Source organism: Gramella jeungdoensis (assembly GCF_023805255.1).
In the GTDB taxonomy this organism is placed as follows: Bacteria; Bacteroidota; Bacteroidia; order Flavobacteriales; family Flavobacteriaceae; genus Christiangramia; species Christiangramia jeungdoensis.
Genome location: NZ_JAMSCK010000001.1, coordinates 403,024 through 419,085 on the forward strand (window position 1 = coordinate 403,024; position 16,062 = coordinate 419,085).

16 protein-coding genes are annotated in these 16,062 nt (G+C 40.4%); 8 read left to right on the top strand and 8 right to left on the bottom strand.

The features are described 5' to 3' along the window. Positions 1-11 precede the first annotated feature (11 nt). From NE848_RS01970 to NE848_RS01985, 4 genes are read right to left on the bottom strand one after another with little or no spacing between them, the layout of a single operon-like run. Positions 12-1,607 carry an FMN-binding glutamate synthase family protein gene (locus NE848_RS01970; protein ID WP_252110528.1) on the bottom strand — a complete coding sequence of 532 codons (1,596 nt, stop codon included), beginning with the start codon at positions 1,605-1,607 and terminating at the stop codon, positions 12-14. Position 1,608: 1 nt separating this feature from the next. Beyond that, a complete protein-coding gene (locus NE848_RS01975) occupies positions 1,609-2,889 on the bottom strand; it encodes an amidohydrolase (RefSeq protein ID WP_252110529.1) in 1,281 nt (426 codons plus the stop codon). A gap of 4 nt (positions 2,890-2,893) precedes the next feature. Further along, entirely contained in the window at positions 2,894-4,165 is a 1,272-nt protein-coding gene (locus NE848_RS01980; protein ID WP_252110530.1) for an amidohydrolase, read from the bottom strand. 6 nt (positions 4,166-4,171) lie between these two features. Next, complete coding sequence (locus NE848_RS01985; protein ID WP_252110531.1) at positions 4,172-4,708, bottom strand: DsrE family protein; 537 nt, start codon at positions 4,706-4,708, stop codon at positions 4,172-4,174. 159 nt (positions 4,709-4,867) lie between these two features. Here NE848_RS01985 and NE848_RS01990 point away from each other — a divergent pair, with 159 nt between their 5' ends. The 3 genes from NE848_RS01990 to NE848_RS02000 all read left to right on the top strand — a co-directional run bounded on the left by NE848_RS01990 (position 4,868) and on the right by NE848_RS02000 (position 8,157). Continuing rightward, positions 4,868-7,189 carry an ATP-dependent helicase gene (locus NE848_RS01990; protein ID WP_252110532.1) on the top strand — a complete coding sequence of 774 codons (2,322 nt, stop codon included), beginning with the start codon at positions 4,868-4,870 and terminating at the stop codon, positions 7,187-7,189. A gap of 67 nt (positions 7,190-7,256) precedes the next feature. Continuing rightward, a complete protein-coding gene (locus tag NE848_RS01995) occupies positions 7,257-7,469 on the top strand; it encodes a hypervirulence associated TUDOR domain-containing protein (protein ID WP_252110533.1) in 213 nt (70 codons plus the stop codon). A 64-nt stretch (positions 7,470-7,533) separates the two neighbouring features. Beyond that, a complete protein-coding gene (locus NE848_RS02000) occupies positions 7,534-8,157 on the top strand; it encodes an L-threonylcarbamoyladenylate synthase (RefSeq protein WP_252110534.1) in 624 nt (207 codons plus the stop codon). Here NE848_RS02000 and NE848_RS02005 read toward each other — a convergent pair. The 4 genes from NE848_RS02005 to NE848_RS02020 all read right to left on the bottom strand — a co-directional run bounded on the left by NE848_RS02005 (position 8,152) and on the right by NE848_RS02020 (position 11,766). Continuing rightward, positions 8,152-9,252: a neutral zinc metallopeptidase gene (locus tag NE848_RS02005; RefSeq protein WP_252110535.1), complete on the bottom strand. Its 1,101-nt coding sequence runs from the start codon at positions 9,250-9,252 to the stop codon at positions 8,152-8,154. The two genes, NE848_RS02000 and NE848_RS02005, sit on opposite strands and share 6 nt — an antisense overlap. A 131-nt stretch (positions 9,253-9,383) precedes the next feature. Further along, a complete protein-coding gene (locus tag NE848_RS02010; protein ID WP_252110536.1) occupies positions 9,384-10,229 on the bottom strand; it encodes an OmpA/MotB family protein in 846 nt (281 codons plus the stop codon). Between the two features lie 98 nt (positions 10,230-10,327). After that, a complete protein-coding gene (locus NE848_RS02015; RefSeq protein ID WP_252110537.1) occupies positions 10,328-11,320 on the bottom strand; it encodes a glycosyltransferase family 2 protein in 993 nt (330 codons plus the stop codon). Then, complete coding sequence (locus NE848_RS02020; RefSeq protein WP_252110538.1) at positions 11,317-11,766, bottom strand: type I restriction enzyme HsdR N-terminal domain-containing protein; 450 nt, start codon at positions 11,764-11,766, stop codon at positions 11,317-11,319. The genes NE848_RS02015 and NE848_RS02020 overlap by 4 nt, the downstream gene beginning before the upstream one ends. An 82-nt stretch (positions 11,767-11,848) precedes the next feature. Here NE848_RS02020 and holA point away from each other — a divergent pair, with 82 nt between their 5' ends. The 5 genes from holA to NE848_RS02045 all read left to right on the top strand — a co-directional run bounded on the left by holA (position 11,849) and on the right by NE848_RS02045 (position 16,057). Then, a complete protein-coding gene (holA, locus tag NE848_RS02025; protein ID WP_252110539.1) occupies positions 11,849-12,853 on the top strand; it encodes a DNA polymerase III subunit delta in 1,005 nt (334 codons plus the stop codon). Positions 12,854-12,856: 3 nt separating this feature from the next. Beyond that, on the top strand, positions 12,857-13,759 hold the full coding sequence (gene menA / locus NE848_RS02030; RefSeq protein WP_252110540.1) for a 1,4-dihydroxy-2-naphthoate octaprenyltransferase: 903 nt from the start codon (positions 12,857-12,859) through the stop codon (positions 13,757-13,759). A gap of 92 nt (positions 13,760-13,851) precedes the next feature. Further along, positions 13,852-14,532: a metal-dependent hydrolase gene (locus NE848_RS02035; protein ID WP_252110541.1), complete on the top strand. Its 681-nt coding sequence runs from the start codon at positions 13,852-13,854 to the stop codon at positions 14,530-14,532. A 28-nt stretch (positions 14,533-14,560) separates the two neighbouring features. Continuing rightward, positions 14,561-14,923, top strand: coding sequence for a four helix bundle protein (locus NE848_RS02040; RefSeq protein WP_252110542.1), 363 nt, complete (start codon positions 14,561-14,563; stop codon positions 14,921-14,923). Between the two features lie 99 nt (positions 14,924-15,022). After that, positions 15,023-16,057, top strand: coding sequence for an o-succinylbenzoate synthase (locus tag NE848_RS02045; RefSeq protein ID WP_252110543.1), 1,035 nt, complete (start codon positions 15,023-15,025; stop codon positions 16,055-16,057). The last annotated feature ends 5 nt before the right edge of the window (positions 16,058-16,062 follow it).

Here is a 16,062-nt window from a genome sequence, read left to right on the forward strand (position 1 = left end):
AGGTTTAATGTTTAATCTATGGCATCTTCTGTCTTGCGCATTTTTTTCAGATTGAGGTTCCCCCCTAAGTGCGGACAATCCAGAAGCTCCTGAACAGAGGCGAAATTTACTTTATCTTTATGGTATGAAAAAGCGGTCGCCAGAGTTTTTGCCAGATTTTTATCGCTTAGATTGATATCCACATCATCGGTGTTGAACTGGCATGGGTGTTCATGTCCGCTTGCATGACATATTTGAAGAAGCTCCTTTCTGAATTTGGTAAAATAAAAATTGGTTCGTATCGCTTTATCCTTCACATTGATGCCGGCCTGCAACCATTTGTTTTGCGTGGCAACTCCGGAAGGGCAAGTGTTGGTATGGCAGCTCTGTGCCTGGATACAACCTACACTCATCATGGCTTCTCTTGCTACATTTATAAGGTCGGCTCCAAGGGCGAATGCCATGGTTGCTTTAGCCGGAAATCCGAGTTTTCCGGAGGCAATGAAGACAAGTCGGTGAGTAAGTTTATGCTTTTGAAAAACCTTATATACGTCGGTAAATCCATAGATCCAGGGTAGGGATACATGATCGGCGAAACTTGGTGGTGCCGCGCCGGTACCACCTTCACCACCATCAATGGTAATGAAATCCGGTCCACAGTCCTTTTTCTCCATGATTCTTGCGAGGTTTTCCCAATCGTTCAATTGTCCTACAGCCGATTTTATACCAGTAGGCAAGCCCGTCGCATCGGCGATCTTTTCGATGAAATCAACCATATCATCCATATCACTAAAAGCAGAATGATAGGGAGGGGAGATTACATCCTTGCCCATGGGAACACCCCTTATTTTTGAAATTTCCTTTGATATTTTTGCGGCAGGTAAAACTCCTCCTTTTCCTGGTTTGGCACCCTGCGATAATTTCAATTCGATCGCCCTTATTTGAGGATTGCTATCCACCATTTCCACAAGCTTATCCATTGAGAAATTCCCATTTTCATCGCGCACACCAAAATATCCGGTGCCGATTTGAAAAACCACATCGGCTCCTTTTTGATGATAGGGAGAAAAGCCTCCTTCGCCGGTATTGTGATATGCACCTGAAAGTTTACAGCCTTTGTTAAGGGATTCAATAGCTTTTGCAGAAAGGGAGCCAAAACTCATCGCAGAAACATTGATCACAGAAGCTGGTCTGTATGGCCTGCGACGTTTATTATACTCACCCATTAATTTGGCCGATGGAACAAATCCGGAATTTTTCAAATTTGGATGCCCTTCAGGTAATTTATAAGGTAACAGGGCATTGTTGATAAAGATATAGTTGGTTGAAAATATATCCTGGTCGGTTCCAAAACCCTCGTAATTGTCCATGTTCTTTGCTGAAGCATAGATCCAGCCTCGCTCTCTTCGATTAAAGGGAAGCTCCTCGCGGTTATTGGCAACTATGTACTGCCTGAGTTCAGGGCCAATACTTTCAAGCCAGTACCTCAAGTGCCCTACTACAGGGAAATTATGTTTGATGGTATGCTTTTTATTAAAAAAGATATCCGCTATAGCAACAATAGCCAAAAAGATCAGTATCCATCCCCACCATGGAATATCTTTTATTATATCAAAAGCCTCCTGCATTTTAGGACTGATTTAGATAATCTAAAGTGAGTTGAGTCATAGTTTCTACTCCCAAAAGCAGCCCTCTTTCGTCTATAAAAAAATCAGGTGTATGATGTGGAGCCGGATTTTCTACACCTGGTTTTTTACCTCCCAGAAAAAAATAGAGCCCTGGAACTTCCTGGGCAAAAAAGGAAAAATCTTCTGCACCTGTAATTGCTTTAATAAGCTTTACATTTTCTTTTCCTGCAACTTTTTCAAATGTAGGTAGCATTTGAGTTGTTAGCTCGGGATCATTATAGGTGATTGGGTAACCTTTAGCAATATCGATTTCAGCTTCGGCACGATAAACAGCTGCCAGGGCGGGAACCATCTCCTTCATTCTCCTGTTAATCATTTTTTGCATATCTACATTAAGCGTCCTTAAAGTACCAATGATAGTGGCCTCTTCAGGAATGATATTACTTCTTACACCACTTTCAATCTTTCCGATGGAAAGAACCGCTGCTTCTTCGGTAAGTTTGGACTCCCGGGAAATGATCGTTTGTAAACCATCAATTATCTTAACGGCGGCCATGATGGGGTCTACACCTGTCCAGGGTGTGGAACCGTGACTTTGCTTTCCTTTTATTATGATCTCAAAACTTTGGGATGCAGCCATAATGCCTTCGGGCTTATAAGCTATCGTATTTATATCCTGATCTGCTGAAATATGCAGTCCAAAAATTACATCCACATCAGGGTTTTTAAGAACATTTTCTTTTACCATTAGTTCAGCGCCTCCTTCTTCCCCCGGGGGAGCCCCTTCTTCAGCTGGTTGGAAAATGAATTTCACAGTTCCCGGAAAGTCTTTGTTTTTAGATAGAATTTCGGCTACCCCCATTAAAATAGCAATATGGGTATCATGCCCACAAGCATGCATTACAGGTACTTCTTCACCTCGAAATTCACCGGTGGCTTCAGACTTAAATGGAACATCGGTTCGCTCCTTTACCGGAAGACCATCAATATCTGCGCGAAGTCCAACTACCTTTCCCGGCCTGTTTCCTTCCAGGATACCAACCACCCCTGTCTTTGCGACCCCTTTTTGCACTTTTATACCTAAAGACTCCAGGTGTGACGCAATTTTTTCAGCTGTTTCAAATTCACGGTTGCCTAATTCGGGATGTTGATGGAAATCACGTCGCCATTCAATCACCTTAGGTTCAATTTCCTTAATTTCTTCCTTTAAGGTTGCCTGGGCATTTATAAGTCCTGAAATAAAAAGGACAGCTCCAAGGAACAGGATTTTTTTAATGTTCATATGATTAATTGTTTAAATAATCCAGGGTTAACTGTGTCATTGTTTTGACTCCTAGTAGTAAGCCACTGTCATCAATAAAGAATTCAGGAGTATGATGCCTTGTGGGCTCTCCATTGACCGGCATTCCACCAAGAAAAAAGTAAAGGCCTGGAACTTCTTCCTGGAAGAATGAAAAATCTTCCCCACCGGTGGTTGCTTTCATGAGCTTTACATTTTCTTCACCGGCTACTTTTTTGAGGGTAGGAACCATTTTTTCGGTTAACCCTGGATCATTGAAAGTAATCGCAGTGTTGTTTTGAATCTCAATAGTAGCTTCACCACCGTAAGCTTCGGCGATGGCAGGTACCAGTTCCCTCATTCTCTTGAGAATAAGTTTTTTGCTTTCAGGATCAAGGGTTCTTACTGTCCCGATCATTTCGGCCGACTCAGGAATGATATTGAATCTTACTCCACTGGTGATTTTTCCGACAGTGATAACAGAAGCCGATTCGGTTAATTCAGCATTTCGGCTTACTATGGTTTGTAGTCCATCGATGATCTTGGCCGAGATCAAAATTGGATCCACTCCACTCCAGGGAGCAGAGCCGTGTGCCTGTTTTCCCTGTACATTGATCACAAACCTTTCAACTGCTGCCATTGTTCCCTCGGGTTTGTATTTAATGGTCCCAACAGGGGTGGCGGCGTTGATGTGAAGACCAAAAATGGCATCCACATCAGGGTTCTTGAGCACCCCTTCCTTGATCATTAAAGAAGCTCCGCCTTCTTCGCCCGGTGGAGGTCCTTCTTCAGCCGGTTGGAAAATGAATTTTACGGTCCCGTTTATCTGATCCTTATGTTTTGAAAGTATCTCGGCCACGCCCATAAGAATTGCCGTATGAGTATCATGGCCACAGGCATGCATTACGCCCGTTTTCTGGCCTAAAAATTCGGTAGTCACTTCCGATTTGAACGGAAGATCATTGGTTTCGGTTACCGGAAGGGCATCGATATCTGCTCTCAAAGCAACAGTTTTTCCCGGGTTTGCTCCTTTAAGAATTCCTACCACCCCGGTTTTGGCTATTCCTGTTTTAGTTTCTATTCCTAACGACTGAAGATGCTCGGCAATTTTTTCTGCTGTTTTGAATTCCCGGTTTGAGAGTTCGGGATGCTCATGAATATCTCGTCGCCATTCTATCACCTTATCTTCAATATTTGCGAATTCTTCTGCGGGAATATCCGTCTGCGCCGAAAGTAATCCGCAAAATAAGATTGAGGTGGCCAATAAATAACTTTTCATAATCAATTAAAATTTAATAAGTCTGTAATCGTCATTTTGAAGCTGTACCAAAGCCGTCATTGCCGACAGGGCGAAATGGGCATTTTCATCAGCTTTCTCCCTTGTAACCTTATGATGAGCTGCACTTTGTCCACACAGGATCACCTGCACTCCTTTGTTTGTAAGGGCATCGATCAAAGGAAGATTTGGGTTTTTCTTTACCTCCGGATATTTCTCAGTATAAAATTCATCCTTCATTATATCAAACACCGCATTGCCGTGAAGTACCAGGGCTATTTTCATATTCTTTGGATCCACGCCTGCTTTTTCATGCATGTTCAGATATCTGGCTGCTGTTTCTATAAGCTTATTAGGCTGGGACGGATCAAAACTCCTGTCCACATCTATTACCGCCTTTAATTCTCCTGAAGTATTAGTTTTGAATTCCGGAGATTCAACAGTAAAGGTTTTGCCATAATCTGGGATAACATTTCCCGGGCCGTAATCCTGTGCAAAAACAAAAGATGAAATTAGGAAAGCAAGCAACCAAAGACTTTTTTTCATGGGGGTACTATGATAGTTAGGGTTCAGAATTTTAAAGATATTAAATTATACTTCAAATGATGGACTAGCAAAAGGGATTTGTTCAAAAAAGGAAAGGAATCGGGTTTACTTTTTTGCTCATTTTGGTTACCTTTCAGCTTTTTAAAAACGGAGGAAAAATTGGAAGCTTATTTAGCTGAATTGAATGACGCACAGAGGGCTCCGGTGCTACAAAAAGACGGGCCAATGATCGTTATCGCCGGTGCGGGCTCCGGTAAAACGAGGGTGCTTACCTATAGGATCGCCTATTTGATGAACCAGGGCGTAGACGCGTTCAATATTCTGGCGCTTACTTTTACCAACAAGGCGGCGCGGGAGATGAAGCATCGTATTGCTAAGATCGTGGGTAATAGCGAGGCTAAAAATCTTTGGATGGGTACATTTCACTCGGTTTTCGCAAAAATTTTAAGATTCGAAGCCGATAAACTTGGTTATCCCTCGAACTTCACCATTTATGACACCCAGGATTCTCATAGTGTGATCAGGGCCATCATTAAGGATATGAGGCTGGATAAGGATGTTTACAAATATAAGCAGGTCTATAACCGCATCTCTTCATATAAGAACAGTTTGATTACGGTAAAAGCATATTTCCAGAATCCCGAACTTCAGGAAGCTGATGCCATGTCTAAAAAACCGAGGCTGGGCGAAATTTATAAGGAATATGTTGACCGGTGTTTTAAGGCAGGGGCTATGGATTTTGACGACCTTCTGCTTAAGACCAATGAGCTTCTGAATCGTTTCCCGGATGTACTTCATAAATATCAGAGCAGGTTTAAATATATACTGGTGGATGAGTACCAGGATACCAACCATTCACAGTATCTGATAGTTCGTGCGCTTTCCGATAAATTTCAGAATATTTGTGTGGTGGGTGATGATGCCCAGAGTATCTATGCCTTTCGTGGAGCAAATATCAATAATATTCTGAACTTCCAGAAAGATTATGAAGATGTGCAAATGTACAGGCTGGAACAGAATTACCGCTCTACTAAGAACATTGTAAATGCCGCGAATTCAATCATAGATAAGAATAAGACCAAACTGGAAAAAGTGGTTTGGACTGCAAATGATGATGGGCCCAAGATAATAGTGAATAGGCTGCTTACCGATGGGGAAGAAGGAAGATATGTGGCAAGCTCCATCTTTGAAAATAAGATGCAAAACCAACTGAATAACAGTGATTTTGCAATTCTCTACAGAACCAATGCCCAGAGTAGGGCAATGGAGGACGCATTGAGAAAAAAGGATATTCCATACCGCATATACGGCGGGCTTTCTTTCTATCAAAGAAAGGAGATCAAGGATGTACTGGCATATCTCAGGTTAATACTAAATCCTAAAGATGAGGAAGCGCTCAAGCGGGTAATTAATTATCCTTCCCGTGGAATAGGTCAGACAACCATGGACAGGTTATCTGTGGCAGCCAATCAGCATAACAGGTCGATCTTTGAGATCATTGAAAATCTGGACAGGCTTGATCTCAAGATCAATAAGGGAACTCAAACCAAGCTTGAGAATTTTGTGAACATGATCAAAAGTTTCGCGATCATGAATGAGAGTGCCGATGCTTTTCAGTTAGCTGAAACGGTTACCCGTAAGACCGGTCTGGTTCAGGAATTGAAAAAAGACGGGACACCAGAAGGAATTGCCAGAATCGAGAATATCGAGGAATTATTGAATGGTATCCGAGACTTTGTGGAAGGACAAAAAGAGCTTGCAGATGCCAGTGGTTCTCTTTCTGAATTTCTTGAAGACGTAGCTCTTGCAACCGATATGGACAAGGATACCGGAGATGATGACCGGGTGGCACTTATGACCATTCACCTGGCAAAAGGACTTGAATTCCCGTATGTCTATATTGTAGGAATGGAGGAAGACCTTTTCCCTTCGGCCATGAGTATGAATACAAGAAGCGAACTGGAGGAGGAGCGAAGACTTTTCTATGTGGCTCTTACCAGGGCTGAAAAACAGGCATACCTAACTTATACTTTATCTCGATATCGCTGGGGGAAACTTGTAGATGCTGAACCAAGCCGATTTATTGAGGAGATAGATGAACAGTATCTGGATATGATGGTGCCTCAGGACGACTATAAGTATAAACCACTGGTAGATACAGATATTTTTGGAGATGAGGTAGATAAGAGTAAACTAAGACAAACAAAACCAAAGAATGGAACTCCGCCGCCTTCCCATAAGCCTTCCGAAGAGCAATTGCGAAAACTTAGGAAACTGAAGCCTGCTTCGAGTGAGCCTGCAAAAGCCAGAAATTCCATTGAGCTTGTTGAAGGTAATGAAGTGGAGCACATGCGTTTTGGAAGGGGAAAGGTGTTGAGCCTTGAAGGCGTTGGGCAGGATAAGAAAGCCGAAATCGATTTTGACGAAGGCGGGATAAAAAAGCTATTACTGCGGTTTGCTAAGCTTAAAGTGATATCCTAACCCCCCGTTAAACTTCTGTTATTTAGAACCGTGAAAAGCGGCTTTATTTTTACCTTGAAATGAAAAGATGATAAGGGAAGGAAGTAAAGTAAAATGGAACTGGGGAAACGGTAAAGCCAGTGGTGAGGTGATCTCCGCCTACACAGGCAAAATCACTAAAACAATTGATGGAAGTGAGATTACACGGAATGGCGAAGAAGGAAATAAGGCTTTGTTAAATCAGCAGGAAGATGGAAGTAAGGTTTTAAAGCTGGAAAGAGAAGTTGAAAAGGCTGATTAGGTTTCTGAATCCTCAGCTGGTTACATTTTAAAATTGTAAATTTTAATGAGTAAAAAATACTATTATGGCTGCTGAATTAATAAGAATTTACGATGAAAACCCCGCTCCAAAGCATATTAATAAAGTTGTGGAAGTCCTCAAAAAAGGAGGACTTATTATTTACCCCACAGATACGATCTATGGCTTAGGATGTGATATCACGAATGTTTCAGCTCTTGAAAAAATAGCACAGATCAAGAATGTGAAACTGGAAAAATCAAACTTTTCCTTTGTTTGTGAAGACCTAAGCAACCTGTCTGATTATGTTAAGCAAATAGATACAGCCACCTTTAAGATACTGAAGCGATGCCTTCCGGGGCCATATACTTTTATCTTACCGGGAGGGAATAACCTTCCAAATGTGTTCAAGAAGAAGAAAACGGTGGGAATTCGCGTTCCGGATAATAATATCTGCCGGGCAATTGTAAATGGTCTCGGAAACCCGATAGTTTCTACTTCTATAAGAGATGATGATGAGGTGCTGGAATATGGTACAGATCCTGAACTTATCAGGGAAAAATGGAATAATCTCGTAGATATCGTTATTGACGGTGGATATGGAGACAATATTCCGTCAACAATTATAGATCTTACAACCGATGAACCTGAAGTTATAAGAGAAGGTAAGGGAAGTGTTGATATATTATAGGTCTAAAACCTTATCTAGGTTTTTGATGAAAAAAGCGTGCACCTCATCTGGTCTTAAGATCATTCCTTTCTTTTTTTCTGAAGAGGCCAGTTCAAATCCTAATTCTGCGGCATTCATTCTTTGAGTCGGAGTGCCGTGGTGAGTGTTACTTTCCATGAGGCAGTCACCTACGTTGAATGAGAGTCGAAAATATTCTTCTATTTTTTTCCAGTTATAGGTAGCCCCGCGTTTATGTGTGAGAAAATAGGCAGCTGCATAATCGGCTTCCAGTTCTATGAATCTGGAAACTTGCCAGGTTTCACTATATTCATCAATTTCTGTCCAGGTCTCGGCATTTTCATACTGTGCCTGATGCCACCACTCGTGAGCAAGAATGGCAGAAAAAGCTATCTGGCCATCGGTTCCGGCCTCAATTAGAGTCTCTATTAATCCGTCCCCAATTACAAGCAAACCATTGGGTAGCGTAAAAGCATCCATCGCAAAATAGGGACTTTCAGGAAGGCTTGGTGAAAGCATATTTATTTCAAGGAGTTCATCGGCTTTGCGATAAGCCTCAGTGCGATTGCGAACAGACCGGTCAAAACTCTCTATCATATCAGTAAGGATCTCCCTGTCGTCAAGGGATGCTGTATGCTGACCATTTAAGACCATCTTACGGTCAAGATTCCAAAAAGAAGTAAGTTCTCGCATCCTCTTAGCTGCCAGTTGGTCATATTCTCCATTAGCTCCATAGTAATTCTCACCACGATAATGGGTTACATACTTCCTGTGTAGCTCTGTGTAATACTGAGCCAATTCAAAATCGAAATATTTATCGTTAAAAAAGCTCTCGAAATAACCAAGCAAAATACGTGCAAAATCGGTAAATTGGCAGGCTGGCATATCCAGGCCATCATTAAAATACGGTGTGGTAAGGTCGCATGAAAACTGCTGGATTTTCAAGGAAAGTTGTAATCTCTTTAATTGATGAACAGATTGCTCAAGATAAGGATGAAATACAGGGTCTTTAAGGCTGAATTCTTCTTCTGAACAAGCCAGAAAGAGAAATGTACTTATGAGCATACCAATACACCAACAGTAGAATTTCTTCTTCATTGCTAAAAACTTTTGGTGATCAGGATCTGTAAATTTACGCATAAATACCTCTTAGTCAGTCGATTGAGTCTTAAAAATAAAAAAGCCCTGCAAATGCAGGGCTTTTCATGATATTTCGGAAAATTATTTTCTTATTCCTGACCAGTAGTGGCTTTTTCCATTCCTTCTTCGATCATGCTGTAGAACTGATCAAGTTTTGGAAGAACAACGATTCTTGTTCTTCTGTTCTTGGCACGTCCTTCAGCAGTTTCGTTAGTGGCTACAGGAATGTAGTAACTTCTACCAGCTGCAGTCATTCTTGATGGTTCAACACCAAAATCGTCCTGAAGTACTCTTACTACAGAAGTAGCACGCTTCACACTAAGATCCCAGTTGTCCTCAAACATAGAAGTTTTGATAGGTTTGTTGTCGGTATGACCTTCAACCATAAACTCGATATTTGGCTTGTTCTTAACAACAGTAGCAACTTTTCCAAGTACTTCCTTAGCACGTGGAGTAATGTTGTAACGACCACTGTCGAATAAAAGCTTATCAGAGATAGAAACGTAAACCACACCTTTTTCAACATTGATTTCGATATCCTCGTCGCTCATGTTACCCAAAGCTCCTTTAAGGCTGGTTACAAGTGCAAGAGTTACAGAATCCTTCTTGTTCATAGCTTCCTGCATAGAACGGATGGCTAGATCCTTCTCTTTGATGCTCTCTAATGAACGCTCAAGGTTTTCTGCTTCTTTCTTAGAAAGTGTAGCCAGATCTCCTACATTGTTCAGTAACGCAGCATTTGTATTGTTAAGTCTGGTGATTTCCTGGTTCATTCTGTCTTTTTCATCAAGACAGGAGTTCAGCTTAACAGTGGCAGTGTTTAACTGATCTTGAGTTTCTCTTTGCTTTGCCTCTAGTTCATTGTATTTTTTCTGTGAAACACATGAAGATAGCAAAATGGCAGCTGTAGCCGACAAAAGCATGATTTTTTTCATAATTCGTTTCTTATAAATTTAAATTGTTAGAATGCCCAAAAATATCAAAAAAATAGTAAGCCGAAAAGCTATTTTAACATTTCCTTTTTTATTTATTTTTAAAGCTGACTGAATTTGTTTTTCTGCCTTATAAAATGAGAGTACACAACGGAGGGGATTACATAATATTTCCCGATCAGGAACTTTTTAGGCCTTTTTTTTCTCATCTTTCTAAAATGCCTGTAAAAGCTGGCATGAGCTTCAAGAATCGCAAAGAAATGATTGAATTTTCCTTCAAAAAGAAATTTCACTCCTGCCAGGCCGTCAAGAAGCATCCTGATAAATAAAATCAGGTAAACCTTTAAACCTTCCACATTTTTTAGAAGAAGAAAAAGACTATTCCTGAAGTTAAAAAATGTCTTTTTTGGATTCATCTCCTGCAAAGTGGCACCACCAACGTGATATATGCGGGAATTACTTACATATTTGATCTTATAGCCTTTATTCTGAAGCCGCCAGCAAAGATCGATCTCTTCCTGATGAGCAAAGAAATCCTCATCCAGCCCTCCAACTTCGCTATAAGCCGATCTTCTTACCGCCAGACAAGCACCGCTGGCCCAGAATATATACTGGTCGTCATTATACTGCCCGTGATCCTCTTCCAAGTGCTGAAAGATACGTCCACGACAAAAGGGATAGCCGTATTTATCGATATATCCGCCTGCGGCACCGGCATACTCAAAATGGTCTTTCTTTTTGTAATCCAGTATTTTCGGTTGCACTGCGGCAGTTTGTGTTTCCTTTTCAAAAACTTCAATTATTGGTTCTAACCAGTTTTCAGTGACCTCTACATCGCTGTTCAAAAGGATCAGTATCTCCTCTTCCACAGATTTCAAAGCCAAGTTGTAACCGCCGGCATATCCAGCATTGCGGTTATTCTGAATGATTTTTACTTCCGGAAACTCATTTTTTAAGAATTCTACTGACTCATCTTTTGAATCGTTATCGGCGACATAGATTGAAGCTTTTTCAGAATATCGAATAACTGATGGCAGAAATTGTTTCAACAATTGCTTTCCATTCCAGTTAAGTATGACAACGGCTACTTTCATGATCGGGAATAATCAGGGATATCTCTTAAAAAGATATAGTTTTCATTCTCATAATCCATCTGGCAGAAGTAATGTTCCATACCGTTGGTAACCATTAAAAAATCAGCCTTCAGGCTTAGGTTATACCTGGCTATCTGGTCAAAAACTTCCTGTGTGATCTTAACCGAAGGAGCTTTACACTCAACAATTATCTGAATATTACCGTTAGGTTCAAAGACAACTACGTCATATCTTTTGGTAAGCCCGGCGACTTTCAGCTGTTTTTCGACGTTTATAAGACTTAATGGATATTTCTTTTCAATTTGCAAAAATTTCACGCAATGCTGCCTAACCCATTCTTCGGGAGTAAGGATCACAAATTTTTTCCTCAGATCGTCAAAAACGGCTATTTTATTTTGATTATTTTTGAACCGAAACGAATATGGGGGAAAATTCAATTTTTGCATGCTTCAAAAGTAATAAAGAATATTACAGGCCTGCAATTTACTTTTTAAGTTTTCCCTTGTTCAAAACCTCGCAGTGATCCATATGGATGAAGCAAGACAAATTGTAACCGAAATTCAGAAGGGAAATATCAAACCCATTTATTTTCTGATGGGCGAAGAGCCTTACTATATAGATAAGATTTCCGATTTTATTGAAGAAAACATTTTGACCGAAGAAGAACGGGGTTTTAATCAGATGCTGATCTACGGAAGGGATACCAGTATTGATGAAATTGTGAGCAACGCCAAGCGTTATCCCATGATGGCCGAAAGACAGGTGGTGATCGTGAAGGAAGCGCAGGACCTCTCAAGGACCATCGAAAAACTGGCCGATTATGCTGAAAATCCCCAGCCTACCACTGTTCTGGTTGTTTGTTACAAGTATAAGAAGATAGACAAACGAAAAAAATTGCATAAGTCGATCTCGAAGAGCGGGGTGATTTTTGAAGGAAAACGCCTTTATGAAAACCAGGTTGGTGATTGGATCATAAAGACCATGAAGGGCAGGGGCTACGTGGTTTCTCCTAAAGCCGCTCAGATGCTGGTTGAATTCCTGGGAACCGATCTCGGAAAGATCGATAATGAACTTCAAAAATTACAGCTTATCTGTCCTCAGGGAACTACCCTTAGTCCTGAGATTATTGAGGAAAATATAGGGATAAGCAAGGATTTCAATAATTTTGAATTGCGTAAGGCAATTGGAGAAAGGGATTCGTTGAAAGCTCATCGCATAATTAATTATTTTGCGCAAAACCCTAAGGATAATCCTTTGGTAGTTACAATTTCACTTCTCTTTTCCTATTTCTCGCAGATACTTCAATATCATGGCCTAACCGATAAATCCAAAGGGAGTGTGGCAAAGCAGTTGAAAGTGAATCCGTATTTCGTGAGTGACTATGCTGTGGCCGCGAGGAATTATCCGATGAAAAAGGTAAGTAAAGCTATAAGTCTGCTTCAGGAAACAGATGTAAAAAGTAAAGGGGTTGGGGCAGCTAATGTTTCACATGGAGACCTGCTGAAGGAACTCTTGGTTAAAATAATGAATTAAGGAATGAGCAAATTATCATCCTGGATCGGGGCGGCCAGACTAAGAACTTTACCTTTATCTATTTCGGGAATCATTGTTGGCAGTAGTATAGCAGGAAGTGAAGGTTATTTTGATATTGCTATCTTCAGTCTTGCCCTGGGGACAACTTTAGGCCTGCAAATTTTATCCAATTTTGCGAATGATTATGGAGACGGGGTTAAAGGAACCGATAATGAGGAAAGAATAGGTCCGGCCCGGGCAATACAAAGCGGCCTTATTACCCAAAAAGATATGCTGTTAGCTATTATAATCACCGCAATAACAACCCTTTTGTTAGCAGTGCTTTTGATCTATGCCGCTTTTGGAAGTGAAATGATGCTCACTTCTCTTGTTTTTTTCATTCTGGGAGTGGGAGCCATAATCGCGGCGATAAAATATACCATGGGAGATTCGGCATATGGTTATCGCGGCTTTGGTGACCTGTTCGTATTTGTGTTTTTCGGACTGGTAGCCGTTTACGGGTCTTATTATCTGTATAGCCATGACCATAGTTTTATTAGTCTTTTTCCCGCTATTTCCATTGGGCTTCTAAGCGTAGCAGTACTTAATTTAAATAATCTTAGAGACCGAATTTCAGATAAAAAAGCAGGAAAGATAACGATGGTGGTCAAACTGGGTGAGAATAGGGCTAAGGATTATCATTATATTTTGATCATTGGAGCTTTATTCTGCCTGGTCATTTATTCGGTGATCACTTCCCAGGATCTTAATGACTTTATCTATCTGTTTGCCTTTATTCCCCTTGTTTTTCATCTTCAAAGAGTGGTTAATAATGAGAATCCTACATTGCTTGATCCCGAATTAAAAATTGTAGCTCTTTCGACTTTCGGGATTTCCTTTTTATTTGCTTTAGGACTTATATGGTAGATTTTCTAGGGCTTTAACAAAATTATATACTGTGTGCACAAAAGGTTTTTAGACTAATTTCTATTTTTATAAAAAACCGAAAAACTGGAATTATGATAATTACTTTTTATGGCCAGAATACACTGGCGCTCAAAATAGGAGACATAAATGTCCTTGTGGACCCTTTTATTACCGGCAATGACCTCGCAAAGGATAAGGTTGATATAAATGATCTTAAAGCAGATTATATTCTTTTAACACATGCCCACCAGGATCATACCCTGGATGCCGAAGCGATCGCTAAAAATACGGGTGCCGTTATCGTGAGCAATTTTGAGATCACCAATCATTATGAGGCGAAAGGCTTTGAAGTACATCCTATGAACCATGGCGGAAGTTGGGATTTTGAATTCGGAAATGTGAAATATGTGAATGCCATTCATACCAGTTCCTTTCCTGATGGAAGTTATGGCGGGCAACCCGGAGGTTTCGTGATAGAAGGAGAGCATAAGAATATCTATATAGCCGGTGATACTGCTCTTACCATGGACATGAAGCTTATCCCTATGCAAACCAAACTGGATCTGGCTGTCTTACCTATAGGAGATAATTTTACTATGGGAGTGGATGATGCAATTGTGGCAAGCGATTTTATACAGTGTGACAAGATCCTTGGATGCCATTACGATACCTTTGGTTATATTGAGATAGACCATGAGGAAGCAAAAAGGAAGTTCTACGAAAAAGGTAAGGATCTTATGTTGCTTGAGATTGGGGAATCTATAGAGTTGTAATTTGATCTTTGGATCATTGGATATTTAGATGCACAGATTTAAGGATTTAGAGATTTGGAAGCAAAGTCGCGAATTTTGTATAGATATTTATCAGGTAACTCTTAAATTTCCTGAAGCGGAAAAATTCGGACTTGTAAATCAGTTGAGAAGAAGCAGTGTTTCTGTTCCTTCCAATATTGCAGAAGGTGCTTCAAGGAAATCCCAGAGAGATTTTGATCGTTTTCTTGAAATTGCGACTGGTTCCTGTTATGAGATAGAAACACAATTATTAATTTCTAACGATCTGGGTTTTTTAAGTGATGAGGAACTAAGTGTATTACAGTTGAAGCTAACTTCTATCATTAAAATGATTTCTAAATTCAGGACTAGTCTTAAAAACAACCAGAAATGACATGATTAAGCTATTGGTATATTTTTAAATTTTAAATTATCCAGCAATCCAGCAATCCAGCAATCCAGCAATCCAGCAATCCTATAATCCAAAAGTCTAATGACTGCCAGTTATAAAAAGTATATTCTCAACTTCAAACGCCCTAGCGGAACTTCGCGGGGCGTTCTTACTGAAAAAGAAACCTGGTTTATAAAGATATCTGATGGTAGAAACTTTGGAATTGGCGAGTGTGGAATTCTGAGAAGTCTGAGCTATGATGATCGGCCGGGGTATGAGGAAAAATTGAAATGGGCCTGCGACAATATAAAACTCGGGGAAGAAAAACTTTGGGAAGAACTGCGGGAATTTCCGAGCATACAGTTCGGAGTTGAAATTGCCTTTAAGAGTTTGAAGTCTAAAGATCCTTATCTTCTTTTTCCATCCGATTTTACTTCCGGAGAGAAATCTATTCCCATTAATGGCCTTATCTGGATGGGTGATAAAGATTTTATGAAGAAACAGATCTCTGAAAAGATCCAGGCAGGTTTCAATTGTATAAAACTGAAAATAGGAGCTATTGATTTTGAGACCGAACTGAAGCTTTTAAAATCGATAAGAGAAAATTTTTCGGCTGAGCAGATCGAACTAAGGGTAGATGCTAATGGGGCTTTTTCACCTGAAAATGCTCTTGAAAAATTAGACAAGCTTTCAAAATATGATCTTCATAGTATCGAGCAGCCTATAAAGCAGGGACAAATCGAGGAAATGGCAGCTCTTTGCAAAAGAACTCCACTTCCAATCGCGCTGGATGAAGAATTAATCGGAGTAACCGATGTAACAGAAAAGAGAAAGCTTATACAAACAATAAACCCGCAATTCGCCATTTTTAAACCAAGTTTGATCGGAGGTTTCAGGGGAACAATAGAGTGGAAGGAAATCTGCGAAGAAAACAATGTAGACTGGTGGATCACCAGTGCTCTGGAGAGCAATATAGGTCTTAATGCGATTGCACAGTGGACGTATAAACTTGATCCCGAATTGCCTCAGGGGCTGGGAACAGGAAGTTTGTATACCAATAATTTTGAGAGTCCGCTGGAAGTGAAAAACGGAAATATTCATTATAACCCCGCCAGGGAGTGGGAAATTAATTATTGAAACAG